This window comes from Microbacterium sp. ARD31 (assembly GCF_031844425.1).
Map to the genome: position 1 here is coordinate 141,908 of NZ_JAUZVE010000011.1, position 25,377 is coordinate 167,284.

The following is a 25,377-nucleotide window of genomic DNA, read 5'->3' on the forward strand; positions in this document are numbered from 1 at the left end:
GCCTGAGCGGATGCCGGGGCCCACAGCCCCGTCGATCCGCTCAGGCTTCTCCGCGTCCGATGTAGCGCATCGGGATCTCGATCGTCACTTCTGTTCCGCTGCCCATGATGGTGTGCCAGTCGATGGTGCCGCCCAGTTCACCCTGGATGAGCGTCCGGACGATCTGCGTGCCCAGGCCCCGGCCCACCTGCCCTTCGGGCAGACCCGAGCCGGTGTCGCGCACGCGCACCTCGAGGCGCTCGTCGGAACGGTCGGCGACGATCTCGACGTCCCCCTCCTGACCCGCCAGGCCGTGTTCGACGGCATTGGTGACGAGTTCGGTCAGGGCGAGCGCGAGAGGTGTCGCGTACTCGCTCGGGAGGGTGCCGAAGCGCCCGGTCGAGCGCGTTCGCGCGCGGGTGTTGGGAGCGGCCGCGACCTCGGCGACGAGCTTGAGCACGCGGGCGAAGACGTCGTCGAAGTCGACGTTCTGCGCCAGTCCCTCCGACAGGGTGTCGTGGACGACGGCGATGGCCGACACACGTCGCATCGCCTGGGTCAGTGCCTCACGCGCCTCGTCGGAGTGGGAGCGCCGCGCCTGGATGCGCAGCAGCGACGCCACCGTCTGCAGATTGTTCTTGACGCGATGGTGGATCTCGCGGATCGTGGCGTCCTTGGTGATGAGCTCCTGCTCCTGATGGCGGATCTCCGTCACGTCGCGGCAGAGCACGAGCGCACCGATGCGTCGACCGTGATCGCGCAGGGGGATGGTGCGCAGCGACACGGTGACGCCGCGGGACTCCAGATCGGCCCGCCAGGGCGCACGTCCGGTGACGACGACGGGAAGCGACTCGTCGAACTGGCGTTTGACGGGGAGGATCGAGGTCACCACCTCGACCAGGGACTCCCCCTCGAGCTCGTCCTCGAATCCCAGGCGGTTGAACGCCGAGAGCGCGTTGGGGCTGGCGAACGTCGCCATGCCGTCGACGTCCAGCCGGATGAGACCGTCCGACGCGCGCGGCGCACCTCTTCGCGGCGACGTCGGTGCGGTCATGTCCGGGAACTCCCCCGACGCCATCATCGCGAACAGATCGTCGGCGCACTCGTTGAACGTCGTCTGCTGACGGGAGGGGATGCGGGCCTCGCCGAGATTGGTGTGACGGGTCACGACGCCGATCGTCTGGGAGGCCTCGCCGTTGCCGGATCGGACGATCGGCACCGCGCGAACCCGGGTGGGAGTCTCTTCGAACCAGTCCGGCGACGCCGAGTCCACGATGCGGGCCGACATGAACGCGTCCCGCACCTGGGTCCGCCACTGCGGACGCACCCGATCGCCGACGATGTCGCGATAGAACAGCGTGGCGGCACCGCTGGGTCGGGTGTGCGCGATCGCGATGAAGGAGTCGTCTTCCGTCGGCACCCAGATGACGATGTCGGCGAAGGCCAGATCGGCCAGGAGCTGGCCGTCCCCCGCGAGGCGGTGGAGCCATTCCACATCGGCCGCGCTGGAGCGGCCCTGGGCGTAGACGAGATCGCTGAGGGTCGACACCCGTCAAGGCTAGCGGCGTGACGGGACGGGAACGACCGCGTCGCCGACGAACCGCCGCACCGCGGTCGTCAGCGCGGACCGCGGTGCGACGTCCGCGACCGGGCGGGCCGCCAGCAGCGCGGCGTCCACGGCACGCAGATCGTGGGGCACGAACCAGACGTCCTCGATCCCCCCGAACCGGTCGAGCGTGCGTCGGATCTGGCCGCGTGCGTCGATGCCCAGGGCGCCGGGACGGAGCGAGTTGGCCACGACCGCCACGGGGGTGGAGCCGATGGTCGCACGAAGCTCGGGGTAGGCACGCAGGAACCTGCTCACCCCGAGCGGGTCCGCCCGCACGACGGCGACCACGAGCTCCGCCGAGCGCAGGGCGGCCAGCGTCGCGGCGTTCCGTCGCGGACCGGCGAGGTCGCTGACGATCTCCTCGTCCCGTTCGAGGGATGCCGCCACGTCGACGACGGTGTAGTCGGCCCACTCCCGGCACACCTCGAGCGCCGCTCCGACGCGCGCGTCGGAGAGCTCGGGCCACCGCGACGGGCGGTTGAGGCCGGTCAGCACGTCCACACCGGTGCGGGCCAGCGGCAGGCTGATGCGGTGGAGCTCGCGCACATCCAGGCCGCCGAGTTCGGCCTGCCGGCAGGCGGCGGCGAAGCCCGGCCCCTCGTCGGGGAGCCCGAGCGCCAGCGCGATCGACGGCGCGTGCGTGTCGGCATCGACGAGTCCGACGTGGCGTCCGCCTCGGGCCAGCTCCACGGCGAGCTCGACGGCGACGGTGGAACGGCCGGGCGAGCCCTGCGCGCCCCACACCGCGATCGTGCGCGGGCCGAGGCCCTCGGGCGCGAGCGGTGCGGCCATCGGGCGGGGCGGCTCGGCGAGTACTTCGACGATGCGCCAGGGCTCGGTTCCGTCGGCCAGCGGCCGCTCGAGCCCGAACGACGCCGCCAGGCGCTCGTCCTCGGGCGTCGTCGCCCACGGCACGATGCGCGCACCCGCCCGATCGCACAGCGCCACAGCGGATGCCGTGAGCGATGACCGCGAGACCCCGAGGACGACGGCATCGCTCTCGACCAGCGCACGCACCACGAGGTCGGCGTCGTCTCCCGGCATGTCGTCCGCGGCCGCCGCGGCGATCGCGTCCGGGGCGATGACCGCGGGCACGACGACACCCTCGCGCTCGAGGCCCGCCGCGACGGACGTCGCACGCGCGCCGCCCAGCGCGACGACGACGTTCATCGGCCGGACCCCGCGGCAGGGACCACCGACAGCGCGGAGCCGTCGGCCATGGCTGCCAGCGTCGCGGCGACGTCGGCCCGCGGGATGACGATCTCGAGCGCCGCCGCTCCCCCGCCCATCATCGTGTCGTCGCGCTCCACCGCGACGACCGTCGCGTCTGCGACCAGGATGCGCGGTGCGTCGTACTCGCCGGCCTCGATGAGTGGCGCCGACCATACCTCCACCACGGCGCCGGCTCCCACCGACGCCGGCACGTCGATGGAGCTGCGGACGACCAAGGTGGTCGTGCGCACCGTGCGATCGTCCCCGAGTGCGCTCCGGGCGACGAGCTCGCCCGCCTCGATGGTGCGGGTCGCCACCGCGCCCGACTCCAGCTCATCGGCACCGAGGTACACCTCGGCGACGGTCCCGAGCCCGACGTCCACCGTTCGCAGGTCGGCGGCGGTCACGGCCTCGCCCGGGACGATCGTCCGGGAAGCGGCGTAGACCGGCTCGGTCTGCCGCGACGCGGCGACGACGAGCCACACGCCGGCGACCGACCCGACCACGAGCGCGATGCCGAGGAGGAACCGGAGGTCGCCCCAGAACGGGCGGCGGGAGGAGCGGACGGCGGCGGAGGCGGTCATGCCACCATGGTGGCGCACGGCGCGCGAAGCCTCCGTTCGTTATCCACAGCACGCCGCGCGCCCCGCGCGACACCGCCCACCCGGGTCGATAATGGAGTCCATGCCCGATTCCCCGACGTCGGACCTCCGGCTCCTCGCACCCTCGCAGGTGGGTGAGATCCTCGGCGTGAGCGTCGACGAGGTCATGAGCCTGGTCGGCGAGGGGCGCCTTCGCGGCGTGCGAGTAGGATCTCCGGCATCCTGGCGGGTGGACGAGGCGAGTGTGGCCGACTACTTGGACGATCAGGCCGAGGAGGCGCGGCGCATGGCGCTGTGGCGTCAGTCGAACGCCGCCAGCTTCCCGGAGCTGTGGGGCACCGGGGTCGTTCGCCGACCCGATTGACCGATCCTGGTCTCACAGGACCGGCGGACGACCGTCCACACGGATGCGGGAGACGGCGGCGAACGCGATGACCCGGTACCCCGAGACCGCTTCCGCCCGACGGGGCGCACCCTGCTCGTGGACGGCCAGATCGAAGTGGTCGGCGCCGGCTCGATCGATCGTCCCCGACAGCGTGCGTCCGTTCGAGAGGTGCACCATCACCGGAGAGCGGCGCCGCACGAGGTCGCGCAGGGCGAATCCGAACGTCAGACGCTCGGCCAGGGGCGACCGCGCGGGAGCAGGGCGAGCACTGCGCAGCAGATCGGCGTGCGGCATCCCCACCCCGGCGATGCCGGTGAAGGGCGCGACGACGGCGGCCCGAGGCTGCGACGGCGCGTCGAGGGCCACCCAGTCGGCCCCGACACCGGTCACCTCCGCGGCGAGCGTGCCGCCGTCGGTGAAGTCGAACGTCGGCGCGGTCATCCCCCGTTCGCGCTCGGCGAGCATGAGGAGCCGCTCGCGCAGCGACACCCTCGACAGGCGCAGTCGCTCCGCCTCGGTGTCGAGTGCGGCGCGCTCAGCTTCCCACTCGGACGCGAGCTGATCTTCGAGATCGTCGAAGAACCGTTCCCACCGCATCCCGCGAGCGTAGGACACGGGTGCCGTCGGTCCGGCGAACTTATCCACAGTCCGCGGATCGGCTTCGCCTGGGAGTTGGCTGTGTGCTGTACTGGCAGGAGGAAGACACCTACCAGAGAGGGCTCCTCATGGCAGCGAAGCCCGCGGGCGCGACCCGCGCGTATTCCTCGGCGATCGAGGCGGAAGAGGAGCTGTCGGCGCTCTTCGCGCCTCAGCGGACCTCCTCCCACGCGCTGCCGGACCCCGAGCCGCTGCTGCGCAACCTCACCCTCGGCGTGCTGGAGGTCTTCGCCGGCGTCCGCGAGGTCGATCAACTCGCACGATGGCTCACCGAGGAGCCGTACCGCAAGCTGGTGGTCCGCGCCAATCTGGCCGCCCGGGCGCGCAGCGCCCGCGGACTCCCCGCCAAGCGACCGGTCCACGCCATCCTGTCGCTGCGTCACTCGTCACCTGCGGACGGCGTCGTCGAGGGGGTCGTCGTGGTGCAGGGCCCGGCCCGCACCCGCGCGATCGCGCTCCGACTCGAAGGCATGGACGGACGGTGGCGCGCGACGTCGCTCGCGTTGCTCTGACCCACCTCGCCTCACCAGGCTCGGGCCGTCCCCGACGATGTGGTCGGCCCGATCAACCCACCGGCGTCACTGCGAATACGACGCCAGGAAGTTGCCGAGCCGCTCGACCGCCTCGGACAGCACGCGGGCTTCGGGCAGGGTCACGATACGCACGTGATCGGGCGTCGCCCAGTTGAACCCGGTCCCCTGCACGAGCAGCACGTGCTCGGCCACGAGGAAGTCGTACACGAACTTCGCGTCGTCCCGGATGTCGTACACCTCGGGATCGAACCGGGGGAAGGCGTAGAGCGCGCCCGCCGGCTTGACGCACGTCACCCCGGGGATCGCCAGCAGACCCTCCCATGCGGCGTCCCGCTGCTCGTGCAGGCGACCCGAGGGGCCGATGAGGGCGTCGATGGACTGCACACCCGACAGCGCCGCCTGCACCGCGTGCTGCGCGGGGACGTTCGGGCACAGCCGCGTCGAGGCCAGGAGCGTGATGCCCTCGAGGAAGCCCGAGGCGTGCGACTTCGGGCCGGTGATCACGAGCCACCCGGACCGGTAGCCGGCCACCCGATAGGTCTTCGACAGCCCGTTGAAGGTCAGGCACAGCAGGTCGGGGGCGACCGAGGCCATCGGGATGTGCTGCGCGTCGTCGAACAGGATGCGGTCGTAGATCTCGTCGGAGAGCAGCAGCAGCGAGTGCTCGCGCGCGATCGCGGCGATCCCCTCGAGCACGTCGCGCGAATAGACCGCGCCGGTGGGGTTGTTCGGGTTGATCACGACGATCGCCTTGGTGCGCGGAGTCACCTTCGCCCGGATGTCCTCGAGGTCGGGCTGCCATCCGTTCTGCTCGTCGCACACGTAGTGCACGGGCGTCCCGCCGCCGAGGCTGGTCATCGCCGTCCACAGCGGGTAGTCGGGAGCGGGGATCAGCACTTCGTCGCCGTCGTCGAGCAGAGCCTGCATCACCATCGTGATGAGCTCGGACACTCCGTTGCCGAGGTAGACGTCGTCCGGCTCGAACGCGGGGAACGACTCGTCCTGCTCGTACCGGTAGACCACGGCGCGACGGGCCGACATGATGCCGCGGCTGTCGCTGTAGCCGTGGGCGTGCGGCACCGCCTCGATCATGTCCCGCACGATCTGATACGGAGCCTCGAATCCGAACGCGGCGGGGTTGCCGGTGTTGAGCTTCAGGATCGTGTGGCCCTCGGCCTCGAGCCGATCGGCCTCGACGAGTGCCTTCCCCCGGATCTCGTAGAGGACGTCCTTCAGCTTCGTGGACTGGTCGAGGGGGCGCAGCGGGCTCATCGGATCAGGATATCCGGGGGCCGGCAGAGCCAATGGCGCATGCGTGGCCCGCTGCCGCCGGACCGCGCATCCCGACGCGCTCGTCGGCGTCACTTGCGCTTGTCGGCCGCCCGGCGCTCGGCCCGGTTCGATGCCGGCGCGGAAGGGGCGGCATCCTGCCTCTGGCCGAAAGCCCCGCGCGGAGCCTCTGCCCCGGCCGGCTCCTCGCCAGCGGATGCCGCGGCCGCAGCCTGTCGCAGCTTCGACGTGGCCGCCTGCTGCACCTGACCGCGTTCGTTGCGGACTTCGACCTCGCCTGCGTCGTTGGGGGCGGTGTACTGCAGTCGCTGCCCCTCGACGGCGGGGGTCGACAGGCCCTTGGCCTCGACCTCGGCCTGGTCGCCGTCCGCGCGGCGGACCTCGACTTCGAGGTTGTAGAGGTACCCGACGGTCTCTTCCTTGATCTGGCCCATCATCGACTGGAACATCTGGTAGCCCTCGCGCTGGTACTCGATCAGCGGATCGCGCTGGGCCATCGCGCGCAGGCCGATGCCGTCCTTCAGGTAGTCCATCTCGTAGAGGTGGTCGCGCCAGCGGCGGTCGAGCACCTGCAGGACGACGCGTCGCTCCAGCTCGCGCATGGCCGGCGAGCCGAGCGACTCCTCGCGCTTCTGATACGCGATGCGCGCGTCCGAGAGGATCTCGCGCTTGAGACCCTCGGCGGTGATCCGTCCCTTCGTGCCCGCATCGGCCACGACCTCGTCGATCGTGACGCCGACCGGGTAGAGCGTCTTGAGCTCGGTCCAGAGCGCGTCGAAGTCCCAGCTCTCGTTGTGACCCGACCCGGTGTGGTCGTCGATGACGGCCTCGATGGCGTCCTCGACGAAGTGCTGCACCCGGTCGGCGATGTCATCGCCGTGCAGGATGTGGCGGCGGTCGGAGTAGATCGCCTCGCGCTGGCGGTTGAGGACGTCGTCGTACTTCAGCACGTTCTTGCGGATCTCGGCGTTGCGCGCCTCGACCTGGCTCTGCGCGCTCTTGATCGCGCGCGACACCATGCCCGACTCGATCGCGACGTCGTCGGGGAAGTTGGTGCGGGCGAGGATCGCCTCGGCCGCGCCCGACTGGAACAGGCGCATCAGGTCGTCGGTGAGCGACAGGTAGAAGCGGCTCTCGCCGGGGTCGCCCTGGCGGCCGGAGCGGCCGCGCAGCTGGTTGTCGATGCGACGCGACTCGTGCCGCTCGGTGCCGAGGACGTAGAGGCCTCCGGCGGCGATGACCTTCTCGGCCTCCTCGTTCACCACGTCCCTGGTGGACTGGTAGACGTCGTCCCACGCGGCTTCGTAGTCGTCCGGCGTCTCGACCGGGTCCAGACCCTTGGCCTTCATCTCCTGGACGGCCAGGAACTCGGCGTTGCCGCCGAGCATGATGTCGGTACCGCGGCCTGCCATGTTGGTGGCGACGGTGACGGCGCCCACGCGCCCCGCGCGTGCGACGATCTCTGCTTCTCGCGCGTGGTTCTTGGCGTTGAGGACCTCGTGCTTGATGCCCTTCTTGGCCAGCAGCCGCGAGAGGTACTCGCTCTTCTCCACGCTCACCGTGCCCACGAGCACGGGCTGGCCCGCTCTGTTGCGCTCCACGATGTCTTCGACGACCTGCGCGAACTTCGCCTGCTCGTTCTTGTAGACCAGATCGGACTGGTCCTTGCGGACCATCGGCTTGTTCGTCGGGATCGGCACGACGCCCAGCTGATAGGTCGACATGAACTCGGCGGCCTCGGTCTCGGCCGTGCCGGTCATGCCCGAGAGCTTGTCGTACAGGCGGAAGTAGTTCTGCAGCGTCACCGTGGCGAGGGTCTGGTTCTCGGCCTTGACCGGCACCGCCTCTTTGGCCTCGATGGCCTGGTGGATGCCTTCGTTGTACCGCCGGCCGACGAGGATGCGGCCGGTGTGCTCGTCGACGATCATGACCTCGTCGTTCATCACGACGTAGTCGGTGTCGCGCTTGAACAGCGCGAGCGCCTTGATCGAGTTGTTGAGGAAGGAGATGAGCGGAGTGTTGGCCGACTCGTAGAGGTTGTCGATGCCGAGGTAGTCCTCGACCTTCTCGATGCCGGGCTCGAGGACGCCGATCGTGCGCTTCTTCTCATCGACCTCGTAGTCGACGCCGGGCTCGAGCGTCCGGGCGACCTTCGCGAACTCGACGAACCAGCGGTTCGCCTCCCCCGAGGACGGGCCCGAGATGATGAGGGGGGTGCGGGCCTCGTCGATGAGGATCGAGTCCACCTCGTCGACGATGGCGAAGAAGTGGCCGCGCTGGACGAGATCCTCGCGGCGCCAGGCCATGTTGTCGCGCAGGTAGTCGAACCCGAACTCGTTGTTCGTGCCGTACGTGATGTCGCACTCGTACTGGGCGCGGCGGACCTCGGGCGTCTGCCCCGAAACGATGGTGCCGGTGGTCATGCCGAGGGCCCGGTAGATGCGGCCCATGAGCTCGGACTGGTAGGACGCCAGGAAGTCGTTGACCGTGACGATGTGGACCCCCTCGCCGGCGATGGCGTTGAGGTAGGCGGGGAAGGCCGCGGTGAGGGTCTTGCCCTCACCGGTCTTCATCTCGGCGATGTTGCCGAGATGAAGGGCGGCGCCGCCCATGATCTGCACGTCGTACGGGCGCTGGCCGAGTGTGCGCTTGGCGGCTTCGCGAACGGCGGCGAACGCCTCGGGCATCAGGCGTTCCAGCGTCTCGCCGCCCTCGTGCCGCGTCCGCAGTTCGGCGGTCTCGCTGCGCAGTTCCTCGTCGGTGAGCTGCGCGTAGTCCTCTTCGAGCGCGTTGACGGCCTTCACGACCTGCTGCAGCCGTCGCAGGATGCGCCCCTCGCCGGCACGAAGCAGTTTCTCGAGAGGGTTTGCCACGAAGTGTCTCCATCTGTCGGATCCGGCGCGGGCCGCGCCGCCGCGCACGGGCGACCTGCGCCCGGGCATACCTGCCCCATGTTATCGGGCTGTGACCTCGGCGTGCGCTGGGTGGGATGCGGCGGCTTGCGGATCGGACACGCCGAGAGGCGGCATCCGAGGGCCCATGCCGGGTATGCATATGCTCGGAATCCACATACCGGGTATGCAGAAACAGGGCGGAGAGCACATGTCGGTGAGGCAGAGCCTGCTGGCCATCCTCGATCAGGGGCCGTGCTACGGCTACCAGCTCCGGGCGGAATTCGAGCGTCGCACGGGCTCGACCTGGCCGCTGAACGTCGGCCAGATCTACAACACGCTCGACCGGCTGGAGCGAGACGGGCTCGTCGTGAAGGGCGCGACCGACGACCACGGTCACGTCTATTACGAGATCACGGATGCCGGAACCGCAGAGGCCCGGCGCTGGCTCACCTCTCCCGTGGACCGACCGTCCGGCACCCGGGACGAGCTCGCGATCAAGCTCGCCCTCGCCGCCACTCTTCCCGGAGCCGATGCGGGCGCCATCCTCTCGGCGCAGCGCCGCGCAGGCACCGAGCGACTGGCGCGGCTGCGCGCGTCGGCTCCGACGGACCCCGAGGGGCCTGAGGCCCTCGCCCGGGCCATCGTGATCGACGGCCTGGTGCTTGCCGCCGAGTCGGAGCTGCGGTGGCTCGATCGGACCGCCGAGCGCCTGTCGCGGCATCCGGGTGGGCGCTCCGGGCTCGAGCTCTCGGCTGCGCGGCCGCGCCGCGGACGCCCCGCCCGGGCGCGGGGCGCTCTGGCTCCTCCCAGCCCGGTCGCACTACCCTGAACTGTGTCCACTGACGAGAACCCGATCGAGGCCGAGGCTCCCGCCGAGCCCGCCGCGATGACATTCGCCGACCTGGGGCTGGGCGACGCCGTCCTGAAGGCCCTGCGCGACGTCGGATACGAGACCCCGTCGGCGATCCAGGCCGCCACCATCCCGACCCTGCTCCAGGGGCGCGACGTCGTCGGACTGGCGCAGACCGGAACGGGCAAGACCGCCGCCTTCGCCCTTCCGATCCTCGACCGGCTGGACGTGTCGCAGAAGACGCCGCAGGCCCTCGTGCTCGCCCCCACGCGCGAGCTCGCTCTCCAGGTGTGCGAGGCCTTCGAGAAGTACGCCTCCCACGTCAAGGGCGTCCACGTCCTGCCCGTCTACGGCGGCCAGGGCTACGGCGTGCAGCTGTCGGCGCTGCGGCGCGGCGTCCACATCGTCGTGGGCACCCCCGGCCGCATCATGGACCATCTCGACAAGGGCACGCTCGACCTTTCTCAGCTGACGTACCTCGTGCTGGACGAGGCCGACGAGATGCTGAAGATGGGTTTCGCAGAGGACGTCGAGACGATCCTCGCCGAGACGCCCGACACCAAGCAGGTCGCCCTCTTCTCGGCAACCATGCCGGCCGCGATCCGCCGGATGTCGCAGCAGTACCTGCACGACCCCGAAGAGATCACCGTCAAGACCAAGACGACCACGTCGGCCACGATCACCCAGCGCTACCTGATCGTGTCGTTCCAGCAGAAGATGGACGCCCTGACCCGCATCCTCGAGGTCGAGAACTTCGACGGGATGATCGTGTTCGGTCGCACCAAAAGCGTGACCGAGGAGATCGCCGAGAAGCTGCGCGCCCGGGGGTACTCGGCCGCGGCCATCAACGGCGACGTGGCCCAGCCCGTCCGCGAGAAGACCGTGAACCAGCTGAAGTCCGGCAAGCTCGACATCCTCGTCGCGACCGACGTCGCCGCGCGCGGCCTGGACGTCGAGCGGATCTCGCACGTGGTCAACTTCGACATCCCCACCGACACCGAGTCCTACGTCCACCGCATCGGCCGCACCGGCCGGGCCGGCCGCAGCGGCGACGCGATCAGCTTCGTCACCCCCCGCGAGCGCGGCCTCGTCCGCGCGATCGAACGCGCGACGCGCCAGGAGCTCACCGAGATGCGCCTGCCGAGCGTCGACGAGGTGAACGTGACGCGCCTCTCGCGCTTCGACGACCGGATCACCGCCGCACTGGCCGAGACGGAGCGCATCGACGGCTTCCGCGACATCGTCGCCCACTACGTGCGCAACCACGACGTGCCCGAGGTCGACGTCGCCGCCGCTCTCGCGGTGGTCGCCCAGGGCGAGTCGCCGCTGCTGCTCGAGCCCGAGCCCGAGCGTCCCGTCCGCGAGCACCGCGACCGCGACGACCGCGACCGCGGCCGCGACGACCGGGGCACGCGACCGGAGCGTCGCCCGCGCGAGGGCATGGCCACGTATCGCATCGCTGTCGGCAAGCGCCATCGCGTCGAGCCCCGGCAGATCGTGGGAGCCCTCGCCAACGAGGGGGGCCTGCGCCGCGACGATTTCGGTGCGATCCAGATCCGCCCCGACTTCTCGCTCGTCGAGCTGCCCGCAGACCTGCCGCGCGGCACGATGGAGCGTCTCTCGGACACGCGCATCTCGGGACGCCTCATCGAACTGCGACCGGACACCGGCGGACCGGGCAGACGACGCGAGAGCGACCGCGGACCCCGCGAGGAGCGCCCCGCACGAGACGCGCGACGGCCGCGCCATTCGCGCAGCGACGGCTGACGCGGTCCTCGGGCGGAGTCGACGCATAGGATCGGTTCATGGCCGGTTTCTGGGGCAAGCGCAAGCGCGACGATGAACAGCTGCAGGCGCAGGACGCCGATCTGGCGCGTCGTGCGCGGACGGCGCTGGTCGCGGCCGATGAGCGCATCCGACTGACCACGGACGAGCTCGCGTTCGCCGAGGCGGAGCTCGGCTCCGGCGCCACCGGCGACCTGCGCGAGGCGCTGGACGCCGTCCGCACGCACCTCGCCGAAGCGTTCCACCTCCATCAGCTGAACCACGACGAGATCCCCGACACCCCCGAAGAGCTGCGCACCCGCAACGCGCGCATCGTGCAGCTGTGCGAGTGGGCCGAAGACCTGCTCGACGACCGCACGTCCACCCTCGCCGAGGCCATCGAACGCGCACGGCGCGCACCCGAGATCATCGCCGGCGTCCGACGCGATGCCGACCTGCTGCGGTCGCGTCTGCCCCAGGCTCGTGAGACCGTGCAGCGCCTCGCAGCCCGGTACTCGCCGCACGCCCTGTCGCAGATCGAGTCCAATCCGGGCGAAGCCGACCAACTGCTCGGCTTCGCCGAGCACAGCGCCGGGATCGCGGAGCGGCGACGGGACGCCGGACACCGCGAGCAGGCGAACCTCGCCCTCGAAGCCGCGACGGAATCCGTGCGGCGCGCCGAGACGCTCCTCGACGCCGTCGAGACGTTCGAGATCGAGGCCCTGCGGGCCGAGTCGACGCTGGCCGCCGTCGTCGAGGACTCGCGCGACGATCTCGTGGTTGCACTGCGCGAGCCCCACACCCCTGCCGTCAGCGCCGCGATCGCAGACCTGCAGCACGCGCTGGCCGCTCTTCCCGCCGCGGGGGTCAACACCGATCCTTTCGCACAGCTCACGCGGCTGCGCGAGGCCAACGCCGCGCTGGATGCCGCGATCGCCAAGGCGCGGGAACGAGCGGCCCGCCCGATCCCCGACCTCGCGCACGTCCGGCACGCGATCGACGACGCCGACCGGCAGCTCGCCGTCGCGCGGGACGTCATCGCCGGCCACCGCGGGTGGATCGGCGCCGACGCCCGCACGCGTCTGGCCGAGGCCGAGCGGACGCGCCTGGACATCGACCGCTACGTGGGCACCTCGGCTGCCGCGGCGGCGACGATCGAGGAGGACCATCGCGAGCAGGTGTTCGCCCTCGCCCGCCGCGCCGCCTTCCTCGCCAGCGAAGCGCTGCAGCTCGCGCAGCGCGACATCGACCGCTCCCGCCCGCAGGGCGGACCCGATCAGTGGGGCGGCCCGCAGCAGGGGTGGGGCGGCGGACGACGCGGCGGCGGCGGCGATGTCATGGGCGGCATCCTCGGTGGCCTCGTCATCGGCGGCCTCCTCGACGGCATGTTCGACTGACGTCTCGCTCTGACGACGACGATGCCCCGGATCCGCGGATCCGGGGCATCGTCGTCAGTCCGTCAGGAAGCCAGCTCGGCGGGGGCCGCCTGGGTCGTCAGGGAGATGACACCGTAGTCCCACCCCTTGCGCCGGTAGACGACGCTCGGGTGATCGGTGCGCGCGTCCACGAAGAGGAAGAAGTCGTGGCCGACCAGCTCCATACGGTCGACCGCCTCCTCGACGGTCATCCATTCGGGATCGAACTCCTTCGTGCGGATGACGACGGGGGTGTACTCCTCCTCGTCGTCCGCGGCGGAGATGATCGGCACCTCGCCCGTGGCCAGTGCACGCAGCACCTCGACCGAGGCCGGCTCGACGTCGATGCCCTCGAGCGTGCCCTTCTCCTTCTCGAACTTCGCCCCCCGCGGGTGATTGCGGGCGTCGACGCGCTTGTCCTTCGCCCTGCGGAGCTGCTCGCACAGCTTGTCGACGGCGAGGTCGAGCGCGGTGAACTTGTCGCCGTCCGTGGCCTCGGCCCGCACGATGGGGCCCTTGCCGTTGACGGTCAGTTCGACGGTCTCGTCCTCCATGCGACCGTTGTGGTAGGTGCGATGCGTCACCTTCACGTCGACCCGCTGCGCGCGCGGGGCGAGGTGCTCGATGCGAATGGCCTTCTCTTCGACAACCGAGCGGAATCGATCGGTGATCCCCACTCCCACGCCGACGATGCTGGTTTCCATCCTTGACCTCCTTGTTCCGGTCCGCCCGGTCAAGGGCGGACCATCAGTCGCCTTGTACCCCCCACGCTAGCCCGGTGGCAGACGCCTGTCACGCATGAAAACGGGTTGTGTCCGGCGGGTGTACGCTGTGCGCGAAGCGACGCCGGGTCGCGGCGATCGTGACCGCCCCGAGAACCTCCGCGCCGCCCTCGCGCAGGGCGCGTGCCGCTTCGGCGAGCGTGGCCCCGGTGGTCACGACGTCATCCAGGAGGAGCACGCGCAGCCCTTGCGCGCGGGACGCGCGCATGCTCCCCGCGACGTTGCGCCGTCTGCCGTCGCGATCGAGCCCGCGCTGGTCGGCTGTACGTCGCGTGAGCCGCAGCAGCCGCGCGACCGGGATGCCGGCGCGAGCCGCCACCGTCTCGGGAACGCGGTACCCGCGGCGCCGGTAAGCCGCTCGAGAGGTGGGCACCGGCACGACGACCGCGCCGCTGTGCCCGAACGCCGCGACGGCGGCGATCAGCGCGGGGGCCAGCGCGTTCGCCAGTGAGGTGCGGCCGTCCTCCTTCAGCGCGCGGATCACGCGCGCGGCGACTCCGTCGAAGTCCAGCCCGCTGACGATGACGATGTCGTCCGTCATCGCCCGTCGCGGACGCGGGCGCAGCGCGCTCCGGCAGGACGCGCACAACGCGCGGTCGGGTTCATCGCACCCGGCGCACGCCACCGGAAGAAGCAGCGCCACCGCGTCTGCGAGGGCGTCGGCTACACACTCTCGGATCCAGCGGGGCCAGGGCACGGAGGAGGCGCTCATGCCGTCAGCGTGCCGGACGCCCGGTCACCGGCGCCGTCGCGCGGCCAGGTTGTGGACCGTTGCGACGGGGCGACGGGGTGGGGAGGGCTACTGCGGAGCGCCCTGCTGCGTGGCCAGCACGGCGATCCCGGTCGCCGACTCCTGCCAGTTCGCGCCACGACGGACCAGAAGGGTGCCGTCCTCGGTTCGGAGGCGGACGTTGGACACCGTGGCTCCGCCGGCGATGTCGGCGACGTCGACCGGCGCCGAGGTGGTCGACGCCGGCCCCCCGACGACCTGCTCGTAGACCGTGCTCGCATCGTCCTCGGCGGTGAGGACGCCGACAGCGGCCTCGTCGAGCCACGCGAGTCCGCCGGGCACGCCGGTCACGGCGCCGAGGATGCGCGGCTCGGCCAGCCGGACGGGTATCCCCTCGTCGCGGACGACACCGGCTGCCCAGATCTCGGATCGCGCCCCGGTCGTCACGACGGCCGCCATCCGGGTGCCGTCCCTCGACACCGACAGAGCGGCGATGCGGCTCGCACCGGGGAACGCATCGGCGACCTGCACGACCGCGCCGTCGGGCATCACCGCCACCAGCGCCGAAGGATCGGTGGCCGGGACGCTCCATACCGCCCCGTACCCGTCGATGGTCGGATCCACCAGCCGGTCCCGCTCGTCGACCGGAACGGCGGTGTCGTCCACCACCCGGTAGACCCTGCCGTCGTCCGCGTGCACGGCGGCGGCGTCGCGGTCGGGGCCCACCTGCACGGCCCGCGGCGCGAGTGCGGGGATGACCGACGACAGCCCCTCCAGGGCGGTGAGCTCGTCGCCGCTGAGGAAGCCGAAGCCCTCTTCGACGAGGACGAGCGGCGGTCCCGACACCCGGGCGGAGCGTGTGGAGACGGCATCCGCGTCGATCGGCGCCTGCGCGACCGACATCTCCACGCGCGTCACCCCGGCGGTGGCGAGACTCGCCTGGAGCTGGGTGTACATGCGGTCGAGGGTGTCGGCGTCCACGTCGAGTGCCTCAGCGCTCAGTTCAACCTGGGCGATCCCCGACTCGACGGGGACGGCGGCGCGAACGGTCACCTCCTCCGGGAAGGACGTGACGACGGAATCAGCCAGCCATTCGGCCACGGGCCGGTTCACGAGGGCGTCGGCCACGCGGGTGGCGGCGTTCGTCGTCGGGAACCACCGCAGATCCGGGACGAGGTACTGCCACGTCGGGTCGAAGTAGGAGACCGAGTACCGCTGGTACACGCTCGGGAAGACGTCGCGGTCCAGCACGATCCCGTCGGGCGCGTCGGTGATCCGCCACTCGCCGTCGGACTGCTGAGCCAGCCGGTACGACAGCACGGTGGTGCCGGCCGCCACCGGCTCGTAGGCCCCGCCGTCGTCGACCGTGGCGATCGCGACGACCGACAGGGTGACGGTGCCGTCCTCCCCCACGTCGTAGATGCGGTCACCGGGAAGGACCACGGTGACGCCCGCCTCGGGACGCCAGTCGGTGAACTCGGGTGCAAGGAACTCGCGCGCCCGCGCCCAGCTGTCGGTGGGCCCGGAACCGGCGCGGATGAATCCCTCCACGATGTCCTCGGGCGCAGCGCCGGGCTGCGGACGATCGGGCAGGAAGATCGTGTCCTGCGGGGCACCGGTGTCCTCCGCCTCCTGGCCCGGATACACCGGACCGCTCGTGGGCAGGCCGGCGCATGCGGTGAGCGCGACCGCGAGGATCATGGCGAGCAGGGCGGCGAGGCCGCGACGAACCGTCATGCGGAGCCTCCTGCCGGGGCGGCCCGGCGCGCGTCCTGGGCGAGATCGGCCGGCGGCACCTCGATCGGCTGGGTCAGTCCGAGGGCGTCGATCCCGGCGGCGGCGTCGTCGGCGGGATGCACGTCGATGGGGGACGTCACCTCGCCTGTGCCGCTTCCTCTCGGGAGCGTCAGGACGAAATGGGTGCCGCGGCCGGGTTCGCTCCACACCGCCAGCTCGCCGCCGTGCAGACGCGCGTCGCCGAGGGCGATGGACAGTCCGAGCCCGGTGCCGCCGATCGTTCTGGTGCGGGACGGGTCCGCGCGCCAGAAGCGGTCGAACACCCGCTCGGCGTCCTCCGGTCGCATCCCCAGACCGTAGTCGCGCACGCCGATCGCCACGGCCTGCTGGCTGCTGTCGACGGTGACCACGATCGGTCGTCCCTCGCCGTGCTCGATGGCGTTGCCCAGCAGATTGCGCACGATCCGGCGCACGCGCCGCGGGTCCATGTCGACCGGAGAATACCCGCCCGGGGCCACCAATCTCACGTCCGTGCCGTGCTGCTCGGCGAGCTGGTGCATCGAGGCGATGACATCCTCGGCGAGGTGGGCGAGGCTCGTCGGCTCGAGCTCGAGCTGCACCGAGCCGGCGTCGTAGCGGCTGATCTCCAACAGGTCGGTCAGGAGGGTCTCGAATCGCTGCACCTGCGCGTTGAGGAGTTCGGCGGCGCGTCCGGTGGTCGGATCGAAGTCCTCGCGCTGGTCGTAGATCATGTCGGCGGCGAGGCGGATCGTGGTCAACGGCGTGCGCAGCTCGTGCGACACGTCCGACACGAAGCGCTGCTGGACGAGCGACAGGTCCGCGAGTTCTTTGATCTGCGACTCGATGCTGTCGGCCATGGCGTTGAAGGATCGACCAAGGGTGGCCAGCTCGTCCTCTCCCCGCACCGGGAGACGGACGCCCAGACGACCCGCGGCGAGCTTCGCGCTCGTCTCCGCCGCCTCGGCGATCGGGATCGTCACCGAGCGCAGCACGAACCACGAGATGCCGCCGATGAGGACCACCAGGGCGATACCCGAGAACCACAGCGTGCCGTGCACGAAGCCCAGCGTCTGAGCGGCCCCGGCCAGGTCGTAGGCGAAGTACAGCTCGTACGGACCCACATCCGGCACCTGCAGCTGCTGCCCGATCATGATGCCCGGCACCTCGCCGCCCTCGGCGGGGAGGGCGACGGACTGCCACCACTGCTGGTCCGCGCCGAGCTGAACCCGATCGCGCAGCCCGTCCGAGATGATCTCCTCCGCCCACGGGGCGGTGGCGAAGTCCTGGGGGGCGTTGTCGGTCGGCGGTCCGATGCGGAAGACGGCGAACATATCCGCGGCCGACTGCTGACGCAGTTCGGTGTTGACCGCGGTCATGACGTTCTGCAGCCGCACCTGATCTCCCTGCGGCGCCGCACTGTCGAGGGTGGTCTGAGCTGTCGCGGTCGCCCGCTGGGCATCGGTGAGGACTTGGCGGAGCCGTGAGTCGAACAGGTCGTTCTGAATCGCCAGCGCCATCCACACGCACGCCACGGCGACCGCGAGGGAGGTCAGGCCGAGCGTCACCACGAGCGTCCGGAACCGCAGCGACCGCCGCCAGAGGCTGGCGACCCGCCGCGGCCACGTGCGCCACTCGCGCCAGGTGTCCAGCGACGCCGTCGTCGCCGTCACGCCCGTGCCGGTGGAGACCACAGCAGGCTCACACGACGGCGCCGGCGCGGTACCCGACGCCGCGGACCGTCGTGACGATCTTGGGGTTGTCGGGGTCGCGCTCGACCTTCGCCCGCAGGCGCTGCACGTGCACGTTCACCAGCCGGGTGTCCGCCTTGTAGTGGTAGCCCCACACCTGCTCGAGGAGCATCTCGCGCGAGAACACCTGCTGCGGCTTGGACGCCAGGGCGACCAAGAGCTCGAACTCCAGCGGCGTCAGCCCGATCGGCGCGTCCCCGCGGCGGACCTCGTGGGCCGAGACGTCGACGATGAGGTCTCCGATACGCAGGACGTCGCCCGTGGGGCTGCCCGCGGGGCGCAGTCGCGTCTTGATGCGGGCGACGAGCTCTTTCGGGTTGAAGGGCTTGACGATGTAGTCGTCGGCCCCCGACTCCAGTCCCTTGACGACATCGGCGGTGTCCGTGCGGGCCGTGAGCATGATGATCGGGATGCCGGACTCGGCGCGCACGCGGGTGCAGATCTCGATTCCGTCCATCCCCGGCAGCATGAGGTCGAGCAGGATGAGGTCGGGCCTCTCGGAACGCCAGGTCTCGACCGCCTGCGCGCCGTCGGCGCAGAAGACCGTGTCGAACCCCTCGGTGCGCAGGACGATGCCGATCATCTCAGCCAGGGCGGTGTCGTCATCGACCACCAGGATGCGTGATGTCATCTGCCGCGTCGTCCTTTGCGTCGGGATGGGGGCACGGCGATGAGTGCACCGCTCCCCGTGCGCTCCCCACAGAGTAGTCGACCTCACGCGCGGTGCCGCCCAGCGCGCGCCGTGCGTTCGCCCAGCATCGCCCGCCCTGTGTGCCACGATAGGGATGGCCACGACGCACGAGGGGGACACCGTGACCGCCTATCCCGCCTGGACGCCGGCATCCCGGCCGGGCATCATCCCGCTGCATCCGCTGTCGTTCGGGACGATCCTCGGCCGCTCGTTCGCCGCGCTGCGGCAGAATCCGCGCGTCCTGCTCGGCTTCGCGCTCCTCGTCCAGACCGTGGGGTACCTGGTGGTGCTCGCCGCCGTCGGGGGGATCGCCATCGCGTCGTTCTCGCGACTGGACACGGTGCGTCCGGGCACCGAGGAGTTCGACCAGATCACCGCGGGTTCCGTGGCGATCACCCTCGTGGCGGGGCTGGTGCTCGGCCTCGCCGCCGGCGCGCTCGGGGTCATCGTCCAGGGCATCGTGGTCACCGAGGTCTCGCACGCCGCTGTCGCCGAGAAGCTGTCGCTCGGGGCCCTGTGGCGTCAGGTCAGGCCGGTCGCCCTGCGTCTGATCGGCTACGCGTTCCTCGTGGCGCTCGCCGTCCTCGCGGTCATCGCGATCGTCGTCGCCCTGCTGTTCGCGATAGGCATGGCCGCGCCCCCCGCCGCCATCGGGCTGGCGGTGCTGGTCTTCTTCGCGGCGCTGCCCCTCAGCCTGTGGCTGTCGACGAAGCTGCTGCTGGCTCCCGCGGCGATCATCATCGAGCGCGCGACGATCCGCGCAGCCGTGGTCCGGGCGTGGACCCTCGTGCGCGGACGCTTCTGGTCCACACTCGGGATCATCGTGGTGATCTCCCTGGTCTTCGGCGCCGTGGCCCAGGTCGTCACGCTCCCCTTCTCCTTCCTCTCGGCAGGACTGTCCTCCATCATCGCCCCGACCGGCGCCCCCGACGCGGCGGCGGTGATCGGGATGATCGTGACCCTCCTGCTCGCGCAGGCGGTGACGCTCCTCATCCAGTCGGTCGCCGTCGTGGTGCAGTCCACGACGACGGCCATCGTGTACATCGACTGCCGCATGCGGCGCGAGGGCCTCGATCTCGACCTGCTCTCGTACGTCGAGAAGAGGGATGCCGGGACAGCGGATCTCCCCGATCCCTACCTCGTCGGCATCGGTCGCCTCGCCGCCCCGCGCTTCCTCGCTCCGTACGGCGCCCCGCCCCACCCCGGGGTGCCGCCGTACCCGGCCGCTTCGCACGGCGCGCCACCACGCTATGCGCCGCCTCCGACCGCGCCTCACGTCGCGCCCCCGGCCGCGCCGCCGAGCGTTCCGCCCTACGCCGGTGGGCCGGGCGTCCCGCCCGCTCCGCCGCATGCGACGCAGTGGGCTGCGCCGGGTGCCGCTCCTGACGACCGCGGCGCATCGGCGTCGTGACCGCGACGCCGGCCGCAGCCCCGCCGCTCATCCCCGACGGGGAAGAAGGGCGCGAGTGGGCGCGGCGCGAGCTCGCCGATCCCGCGTACGACGCCGCCGAGCCGACGTTCCTCGACCGCGCGGCGAGCGCCGTCGGCGAATTCTTCGCCGATCTCTTCTCCGCGGATGTGCCCCCCGCGATCGGGTCCACTTTCGCGCTGGTGGCGGCGGTCGTCGTCGCGGCGGTCATCCTCGCCGCCTTCCTCATCTGGGGGGTGCCGCGCGGCACTCATCGAGCGCGCGGCACGACGCAGACCCTCTTCGACGAGGACGATGAGCGGACGGCGGATGAGCTTCGCCGCGACGCCGCCGTTCACGCCGATCGCGGTGAGTGGGCCGCCGCGATCGTCCTGCGGTTCCGTGCACTGGCGCGCGGCACGGTAGAGCGCGGGGTCGTCCACACGCCGCCCGGCACGACGGTGCACGGCTTCGCGCGCGCCGCCGCTCGCGCCTTCCCGGGCTGTGCGGGCGTACTCGAAGACGCCGCCGCCGCCTTCGACGACGTCCGCTACCTGCGCCGACCGGGCACCGAGGCCCTGTACCGGGCCGTCGTGACGGCCGACGAGGCGGTCGTCTCCCAGCGTGCGGCGACCGCCTCGGCGGTGCCGGCGTGACGCCGGCGGAGACCGACGCGGTCGCGGCTGCACCGTCGCGTCGTCGCCGCATCGCGGCATGGACGGCGATCGGCATCGTGCTCCTGGTGGTCGGCGGCGCAGGAGCGTGGATCTCGGGCCTCGGCGACTGGACTCAGCGCGGTGCGCTCGATCCCGAGTCGGCCGGCCCCGCAGGCACCCGCGCCATCGCCCGGATCCTCGAGCAGAACGGCGTCGAGGTCATGGTGACCCGGGATCGACTCGCCGCCGCCGAAGCCCTCGCACAGCGCTCCGCCACCCTCGCCCTGCCCGATGCGCCGGCGCTCTCGGACGACGGTCTGCGCGCGCTGACGGCCGGCGCCGCGGACGTCGTGCTCCTGGACCCGCGCTCCCGCACTCTCGAACTTCTCCTGCCGGGGTCGTCGCCCGTCGGCGAGGCGGACGGCGCACCCGTCGATCCGGCCTGCCCGCGGGACGAGGCGCAGCGCGCGGGCGCGGTGATGCCGGGAGCGGTCTACCTCGCCGGCGACGAGGTCACCGCGTGCTATCCGTCGGGCGCGGGCGCCGGCCTGCTCGTGGCCGAAGACGGCGGCACGCGTGTCGCCGCGCTGGACGCGCGTGCGCTCCTCGCCAACGACGTCCTCGCCGATGACGGCAACGCCGCACTCGGTCTGAACCTGCTGGGGCGCCACGCGGTCGTCGTCTGGTATCTGCCCACCCTGGCCGACAGCGACATCGAGGACACCGACGTCACCCTCGGCGAGCTGACACCGCCGTGGGTGAGCCCTGCCATCGTGCTGCTGCTGGCGGCAGGCGTCGCCGCCGGCGTCTGGCGCGGCCGCCGATTCGGGCCTCTGGTGGCCGAGCGCCTTCCCGTGACCGTGCGTGCGGCCGAGACGGCGGAGGGCCGCGCGCGACTGTACTCACGGGCGCGCGACGCGGGGCACGCCGCCGATCAGCTGCGGCTTGACACGCTCGATCGGCTGGCGCGGCTCGTCGGACTCGGACCGAGCGCGAGCGCGCTCGAGGTGTCGGATGCCGCGGCAGCGGTCTCGGGACGGGATCCCCGTGCGGTGCGCGCCGCCCTCGTCGACGGGGTCCCCGCCTCCGACGCCGACCTCGTCGCCCTCAGCGTGACTCTTCGCGATCTGGAGCGGGCCGTGCACGCGGCCGCCCGACAGGAAAGGACCAACCGATGACCGACTCCCCCGCGCGCCCCGGCGCCCCGGACGATGCCGCCCTGCGCGACGCGATGAACCGCGTCCGCGTCGAGGTGGGAAAGGCGGTCGTCGGACAGGACGGAACGGTGACCGGGCTCCTCATCGCGCTGCTCGCCCGTGGCCACGTGCTGCTGGAAGGTGTGCCGGGGGTCGCGAAGACACTCCTCGTGCGCGCGCTCAGCACCGCCCTGGGACTCGAGACCCGGCGCGTGCAGTTCACGCCCGATCTCATGCCCGGGGACGTCTCCGGGTCGCTCGTGTACGACGCGCGGACGGGTGAGTTCGAGTTCCGCGAGGGCCCGGTGTTCACGCACGTGCTGCTCGCCGACGAGATCAATCGCACCCCGCCGAAGACCCAGGCCGCCCTGCTCGAGGCGATGGAGGAGCGGCAGGTCTCGACGGACGGCGTCACGCGCCCGCTCCCGGACCCGTTCCTGGTAGCCGCGACCCAGAACCCCATCGAGCACGAGGGCACGTACACGCTGCCCGAGGCGCAGCTCGACCGCTTCCTGCTGAAGCTCGTCGTCGATCTTCCGGCGCGCGACGCCGAGTTCGCCGTCCTGCGTCGCCACGCCGCCGGCTTCGACCCCCGCGATCTGGCCGCCGCGGGCCTGGGACGGGTCGTCACCGCGGACGAGATCCGCGCAGCACAGCGCGCCGCGGCATCCGTCACCGTGTCGGACGACGTGCTCGGCTACGTCGTCGACCTCGCCCACGCGACGCGGCGGAGCCCCTCGGTGCAGTTGGGGGTGAGCCCGCGCGCTTCGACCGCGCTGCTGGCGGCGGCGAAGGCGTGGGCCTGGCTCGGCGGCTATCCGGCGATCACACCCGACCATGTCCAGACGATGGTGGTGCCCACGTGGCGGCACCGCATCCGGCTGCGCCCCGATGCGGAACTCGAGGGCGTCTCGGTCGACGCCGTGCTCGGCTCGGTCCTGCAGCAGACGCGCGTGCCGATCTGACCCCGCACCGCATGTTCCTCTCCGCTCGTTCCCCGCTCCTGGTCGCCGCCGGCGTCGTTCCGGTGGTGCTGCTCTCGCTCGCGGGCATCGACGCGTGGCTTGCCGCGGCCGGCTGGCTCGGGCTGTGTCTCGTCGTGATCGCCGCCGACGTCGCACTCGCCGCCGACCCGCGCCGCGTCGAGATCACCCGCGACGTGCCCCGGCGGGTGCGCCGCGGCGAGCCGGCACGGGCGAGCGTGACCGTGCGCAACACCGGAACGCGCCTGCTGCGCGGGCGCGTGCGCGATGCGTGGCAGCCCACGGCGGGAGCCGACCCGTCCCGACCCCGCGTCCTCATCCCCCCGGGCGAGGCGCGCACGGTCGGCGTCGCCCTCCTCCCCCGGCGTCGCGGCGAGCTGTCCAGCGAGTTCGTGGTCGTGCGCTCGCTCGGGCCCCTCGGCTTCGCGGGCCGGCAGGCGTCGATCCGCTCGCGCGGCGCCGTGCGCGTCCTGCCCCCGTTCACCTCGCGGCGCCACCTCCCTTCCCGGCTCGCCAGGCTGCGAGAGCTCGACGGCAACACCAGCCTGCAGGTGCGGGGGCAGGGCACCGAGTTCGACAGCCTGCGCGAGTACGTGCGGGGCGACGACGTGCGCTCCATCGATTGGCGCGCCACCGCCCGCTCGGCCACCACGATGCTGCGAACCTGGCGTCCCGAGCGGGACCGGCATGTCGTGATCGTCATCGACACCGGCCGGACGGCCGCCGCGCGCGTCGGCGACGGGGTGAGACTGGATGCCGCGATGGAGGCGGCGCTGCTGCTGGCGGCACTGGCCTCTCGCGCCGGCGACCACACCCACCTGCTCATGTTCGACCGCGTCGTGCGCGCCCGGGTCACGCGCGTGGACGGGCCCGGCCTCCTCCCCGCGCTGGTCGACGCGATGGCGCCCGTCGAAGCCCAGCTGATCGACACCGACTGGACTGCGGGGTTCGCCGCCGCACGCGCCCTGACATCGCGACCCTCGCTCGTGGTGCTGCTCACGGCCCAGGACGCACCCGACGCCGCCCGGAGTTTCCTCGGATCCCTCCCCTCGCTGGCTGCGCGGACCCGCGTCCTCGTCGGCACGGTCACCGACGAGACGCCCGAGTTCCCCGACCGGCCCGAAGCCGAGGACGTCTATCGCGCCGCCGCCTACGCACGCAGCGCCCGCGACGCCGACGCGGTCGCCCTCGCCATCGGTCGCGCCGGAGGCGAGGCGATCGCCGCCGGTCCGGACGACCTGCCACCGCGCATCGCGGACCGCTATCTGGCACTCAAGGCGGCCGGGCGCCTCTGAACCCCCTCCTGCCCGCGCGGACACGCGGGCCCCCGGGACGGGATCCTGCGCGCGGACCCCGGGCGGCGATATCCTCGCGGCGAGAGAAGGAGCTCGCCATGCCCTCGTCCAGAACCCCGCGCGACACCGTCGCCTCCGCCCCCGCCTACACCACCACCGAACGCCTCGTCGCTGAGGCGCTCGGCACCTTCCTGCTCGTCTTCGGCTCGATCGGCACGGCGCTGTTCGCCGCCGACTTCGGCGCGAGCGACGCCGGCACGTCTCTGGGCGTCGGCTTCGTCGGCGTCGCCCTCGCCTTCGGCCTCACCCTCTTGGCCGGCATCTACACGTGGGGCCCGATCTCGGGCGGCCATTTCAACCCCGCCGTCACGGTGGGCCTCGCCGCGTCCGGGCGCTTCGCGTGGAAGGACGCACCGGGCTACATCGCCGCCCAGCTCGTGGGTGGCGCGGTCGGAACGACGCTGATCGTCCTCATCGGCATCTTCGGCCCCGGAACCTGGCTGAGCGATGCGCAGAACGCCGGCTTCGCCAGCAACGGCTGGGACGAACTGTCGCCGGGCGGCTTCGGATTCGGCGCCGCGGTCATCGCAGAGATCCTCTTCACGGCGATCTTCCTCATGGTGATCCTGGGCGTCACCCATCCCCAGCGCGGTACCGCGGGCTTCGCGGGGATCTCGATCGGGCTCACACTGACGTTCATCCACCTGGCCTCGATTCCCATCGACAACACCTCGGTCAACCCCGCACGCTCGATCGCCACGGCGATCTACGGCGGGGGCATGGCGCTGGGCCAGCTGTGGGTGTTCATCGTGTTCCCGCTCGTGGGCGGCCTTCTCGGAGGCCTCATCCACCGCGCCCTGTTCGAGCGCGGCGGCGTGGCCCCGGCTCCGAAGGTCGCGCGCGTGCGCTGAACCGCCGTCGCGACGGCAGAAGGCCCGCC

The 25,377-nt window shown here is 71.6% G+C and carries 22 protein-coding genes; 11 read left to right on the plus strand and 11 right to left on the minus strand.

What is annotated here, in order from left to right; translation table 11 throughout:
- Positions 1-40: 40 nt before the first annotated feature.
- The 3 genes from Q9S36_RS24125 to Q9S36_RS24135 are packed head-to-tail and all read right to left on the minus strand — an operon-like array spanning position 41 to position 3,384.
- Positions 41-1,528 carry a histidine kinase N-terminal domain-containing protein gene (locus Q9S36_RS24125; protein ID WP_311287361.1) on the minus strand — a complete coding sequence of 496 codons (1,488 nt, stop codon included), beginning with the start codon at positions 1,526-1,528 and terminating at the stop codon, positions 41-43.
- A gap of 9 nt (positions 1,529-1,537) precedes the next feature.
- Positions 1,538-2,758, minus strand: a complete 1,221-nt coding sequence (locus tag Q9S36_RS24130; protein WP_311287362.1) for a P-loop NTPase — start codon at positions 2,756-2,758, stop codon at positions 1,538-1,540.
- Positions 2,755-3,384 (minus strand): SAF domain-containing protein, encoded by a 630-nt coding sequence (locus Q9S36_RS24135; RefSeq protein WP_311287363.1) that lies wholly within the window; start codon positions 3,382-3,384, stop codon positions 2,755-2,757. Before Q9S36_RS24135 ends, Q9S36_RS24130 begins: the two co-directional genes overlap by 4 nt.
- A 100-nt stretch (positions 3,385-3,484) precedes the next feature.
- Here Q9S36_RS24135 and Q9S36_RS24140 point away from each other — a divergent pair, with 100 nt between their 5' ends.
- Positions 3,485-3,766 carry a helix-turn-helix domain-containing protein gene (locus Q9S36_RS24140; protein WP_251453220.1) on the plus strand — a complete coding sequence of 94 codons (282 nt, stop codon included), beginning with the start codon at positions 3,485-3,487 and terminating at the stop codon, positions 3,764-3,766.
- Positions 3,767-3,778: 12 nt separating this feature from the next.
- On the opposite strand, the gene Q9S36_RS24145 is transcribed toward Q9S36_RS24140, so the two are convergent.
- Positions 3,779-4,384, minus strand: coding sequence for a hypothetical protein (locus Q9S36_RS24145; protein ID WP_311287364.1), 606 nt, complete (start codon positions 4,382-4,384; stop codon positions 3,779-3,781).
- A gap of 128 nt (positions 4,385-4,512) precedes the next feature.
- Between Q9S36_RS24145 and Q9S36_RS24150 the strand changes: the two genes are divergently transcribed.
- Positions 4,513-4,956: an Rv3235 family protein gene (locus Q9S36_RS24150; RefSeq protein ID WP_251453222.1), complete on the plus strand. Its 444-nt coding sequence runs from the start codon at positions 4,513-4,515 to the stop codon at positions 4,954-4,956.
- Between the two features lie 66 nt (positions 4,957-5,022).
- Here the strand turns inward: Q9S36_RS24150 and Q9S36_RS24155 are convergent, their stop codons facing one another.
- Positions 5,023-6,249, minus strand: coding sequence for a pyridoxal phosphate-dependent aminotransferase (locus Q9S36_RS24155; RefSeq protein ID WP_311287365.1), 1,227 nt, complete (start codon positions 6,247-6,249; stop codon positions 5,023-5,025).
- 89 nt (positions 6,250-6,338) lie between these two features.
- Positions 6,339-9,140, minus strand: coding sequence for a preprotein translocase subunit SecA (secA, locus tag Q9S36_RS24160; protein WP_311287366.1), 2,802 nt, complete (start codon positions 9,138-9,140; stop codon positions 6,339-6,341).
- Between the two features lie 229 nt (positions 9,141-9,369).
- Between secA and Q9S36_RS24165 the strand changes: the two genes are divergently transcribed.
- From Q9S36_RS24165 to Q9S36_RS24175, 3 genes are read left to right on the plus strand one after another with little or no spacing between them, the layout of a single operon-like run.
- The gene (locus Q9S36_RS24165; RefSeq protein WP_311287367.1) at positions 9,370-9,990 is read left to right on the plus strand and encodes a PadR family transcriptional regulator; all 621 of its coding nucleotides are present in this window, start codon (positions 9,370-9,372) and stop codon (positions 9,988-9,990) included.
- A gap of 57 nt (positions 9,991-10,047) precedes the next feature.
- The gene (locus Q9S36_RS24170; RefSeq protein ID WP_311287416.1) at positions 10,048-11,778 is read left to right on the plus strand and encodes a DEAD/DEAH box helicase; all 1,731 of its coding nucleotides are present in this window, start codon (positions 10,048-10,050) and stop codon (positions 11,776-11,778) included.
- Between the two features lie 38 nt (positions 11,779-11,816).
- A complete protein-coding gene (locus tag Q9S36_RS24175; protein ID WP_311287368.1) occupies positions 11,817-13,172 on the plus strand; it encodes a hypothetical protein in 1,356 nt (451 codons plus the stop codon).
- A 62-nt stretch (positions 13,173-13,234) separates the two neighbouring features.
- Here Q9S36_RS24175 and hpf read toward each other — a convergent pair whose 3' ends face one another.
- The 5 genes from hpf to mtrA all read right to left on the minus strand — a co-directional run bounded on the left by hpf (position 13,235) and on the right by mtrA (position 18,839).
- Positions 13,235-13,894, minus strand: a complete 660-nt coding sequence (gene hpf / locus Q9S36_RS24180) for a ribosome hibernation-promoting factor, HPF/YfiA family (RefSeq protein WP_311287369.1) — start codon at positions 13,892-13,894, stop codon at positions 13,235-13,237.
- Positions 13,895-13,982: 88 nt separating this feature from the next.
- Positions 13,983-14,513, minus strand: a complete 531-nt coding sequence (locus Q9S36_RS24185; protein ID WP_311287370.1) for a phosphoribosyltransferase family protein — start codon at positions 14,511-14,513, stop codon at positions 13,983-13,985.
- A 258-nt stretch (positions 14,514-14,771) separates the two neighbouring features.
- A complete protein-coding gene (locus tag Q9S36_RS24190) occupies positions 14,772-16,439 on the minus strand; it encodes an LpqB family beta-propeller domain-containing protein (protein ID WP_311287371.1) in 1,668 nt (555 codons plus the stop codon).
- The gene (gene mtrB, locus Q9S36_RS24195) at positions 16,436-18,151 is read right to left on the minus strand and encodes an MtrAB system histidine kinase MtrB (protein ID WP_251453229.1); all 1,716 of its coding nucleotides are present in this window, start codon (positions 18,149-18,151) and stop codon (positions 16,436-16,438) included. Before mtrB ends, Q9S36_RS24190 begins: the two co-directional genes overlap by 4 nt.
- A gap of 7 nt (positions 18,152-18,158) precedes the next feature.
- On the minus strand, positions 18,159-18,839 hold the full coding sequence (gene mtrA / locus Q9S36_RS24200) for an MtrAB system response regulator MtrA (protein WP_251453230.1): 681 nt from the start codon (positions 18,837-18,839) through the stop codon (positions 18,159-18,161).
- 181 nt (positions 18,840-19,020) lie between these two features.
- Here mtrA and Q9S36_RS24205 point away from each other — a divergent pair, with 181 nt between their 5' ends.
- From Q9S36_RS24205 to aqpZ, 6 genes are all read left to right on the plus strand, one after another.
- On the plus strand, positions 19,021-20,310 hold the full coding sequence (locus Q9S36_RS24205) for a hypothetical protein (RefSeq protein ID WP_311287372.1): 1,290 nt from the start codon (positions 19,021-19,023) through the stop codon (positions 20,308-20,310).
- Positions 20,307-20,963 carry a DUF4129 domain-containing protein gene (locus tag Q9S36_RS24210; RefSeq protein ID WP_311287373.1) on the plus strand — a complete coding sequence of 219 codons (657 nt, stop codon included), beginning with the start codon at positions 20,307-20,309 and terminating at the stop codon, positions 20,961-20,963. The genes Q9S36_RS24205 and Q9S36_RS24210 overlap by 4 nt, the downstream gene beginning before the upstream one ends.
- Positions 20,960-22,141, plus strand: coding sequence for a DUF4350 domain-containing protein (locus tag Q9S36_RS24215; RefSeq protein WP_311287374.1), 1,182 nt, complete (start codon positions 20,960-20,962; stop codon positions 22,139-22,141). Before Q9S36_RS24210 ends, Q9S36_RS24215 begins: the two co-directional genes overlap by 4 nt.
- Entirely contained in the window at positions 22,138-23,124 is a 987-nt protein-coding gene (locus Q9S36_RS24220) for a MoxR family ATPase (protein WP_251453234.1), read from the plus strand. The genes Q9S36_RS24215 and Q9S36_RS24220 overlap by 4 nt, the downstream gene beginning before the upstream one ends.
- Before the next feature lie 11 nt (positions 23,125-23,135).
- Positions 23,136-24,437, plus strand: coding sequence for a DUF58 domain-containing protein (locus Q9S36_RS24225; protein WP_311287375.1), 1,302 nt, complete (start codon positions 23,136-23,138; stop codon positions 24,435-24,437).
- Positions 24,438-24,535: 98 nt separating this feature from the next.
- Positions 24,536-25,348 carry an aquaporin Z gene (gene aqpZ, locus Q9S36_RS24230; RefSeq protein ID WP_311287376.1) on the plus strand — a complete coding sequence of 271 codons (813 nt, stop codon included), beginning with the start codon at positions 24,536-24,538 and terminating at the stop codon, positions 25,346-25,348.
- Positions 25,349-25,377 lie beyond the last annotated feature (29 nt).

What these genes read in the sequence shown, in the direction of transcription:
- Q9S36_RS24170 (WP_311287416.1), top strand. Translation starts at nt 10,048, where the DNA reads ATGACATTCGCCGACCTGGGGCTGGGCGACGCCGTCCTGAAGGCCCTG.
- Q9S36_RS24220 (WP_251453234.1), top strand. Translation starts at nt 22,138, where the DNA reads ATGACCGACTCCCCCGCGCGCCCCGGCGCCCCGGACGATGCCGCCCTG.
- Q9S36_RS24190 (WP_311287371.1), bottom strand. Translation starts at nt 16,439, where the DNA reads ATGACGGTTCGTCGCGGCCTCGCCGCCCTGCTCGCCATGATCCTCGCG.
- aqpZ (WP_311287376.1), top strand. Translation starts at nt 24,536, where the DNA reads ATGCCCTCGTCCAGAACCCCGCGCGACACCGTCGCCTCCGCCCCCGCC.
- Q9S36_RS24225 (WP_311287375.1), top strand. Translation starts at nt 23,136, where the DNA reads ATGTTCCTCTCCGCTCGTTCCCCGCTCCTGGTCGCCGCCGGCGTCGTT.
- Q9S36_RS24155 (WP_311287365.1), bottom strand. Translation starts at nt 6,249, where the DNA reads ATGAGCCCGCTGCGCCCCCTCGACCAGTCCACGAAGCTGAAGGACGTC.
- Q9S36_RS24165 (WP_311287367.1), top strand. Translation starts at nt 9,370, where the DNA reads ATGTCGGTGAGGCAGAGCCTGCTGGCCATCCTCGATCAGGGGCCGTGC.
- mtrA (WP_251453230.1), bottom strand. Translation starts at nt 18,839, where the DNA reads ATGACATCACGCATCCTGGTGGTCGATGACGACACCGCCCTGGCTGAG.
- Q9S36_RS24150 (WP_251453222.1), top strand. Translation starts at nt 4,513, where the DNA reads ATGGCAGCGAAGCCCGCGGGCGCGACCCGCGCGTATTCCTCGGCGATC.
- Q9S36_RS24175 (WP_311287368.1), top strand. Translation starts at nt 11,817, where the DNA reads ATGGCCGGTTTCTGGGGCAAGCGCAAGCGCGACGATGAACAGCTGCAG.
- Q9S36_RS24130 (WP_311287362.1), bottom strand. Translation starts at nt 2,758, where the DNA reads ATGAACGTCGTCGTCGCGCTGGGCGGCGCGCGTGCGACGTCCGTCGCG.
- Q9S36_RS24145 (WP_311287364.1), bottom strand. Translation starts at nt 4,384, where the DNA reads ATGCGGTGGGAACGGTTCTTCGACGATCTCGAAGATCAGCTCGCGTCC.
- Q9S36_RS24140 (WP_251453220.1), top strand. Translation starts at nt 3,485, where the DNA reads ATGCCCGATTCCCCGACGTCGGACCTCCGGCTCCTCGCACCCTCGCAG.
- Q9S36_RS24185 (WP_311287370.1), bottom strand. Translation starts at nt 14,513, where the DNA reads ATGACGGACGACATCGTCATCGTCAGCGGGCTGGACTTCGACGGAGTC.
- hpf (WP_311287369.1), bottom strand. Translation starts at nt 13,894, where the DNA reads ATGGAAACCAGCATCGTCGGCGTGGGAGTGGGGATCACCGATCGATTC.
- Q9S36_RS24135 (WP_311287363.1), bottom strand. Translation starts at nt 3,384, where the DNA reads ATGACCGCCTCCGCCGCCGTCCGCTCCTCCCGCCGCCCGTTCTGGGGC.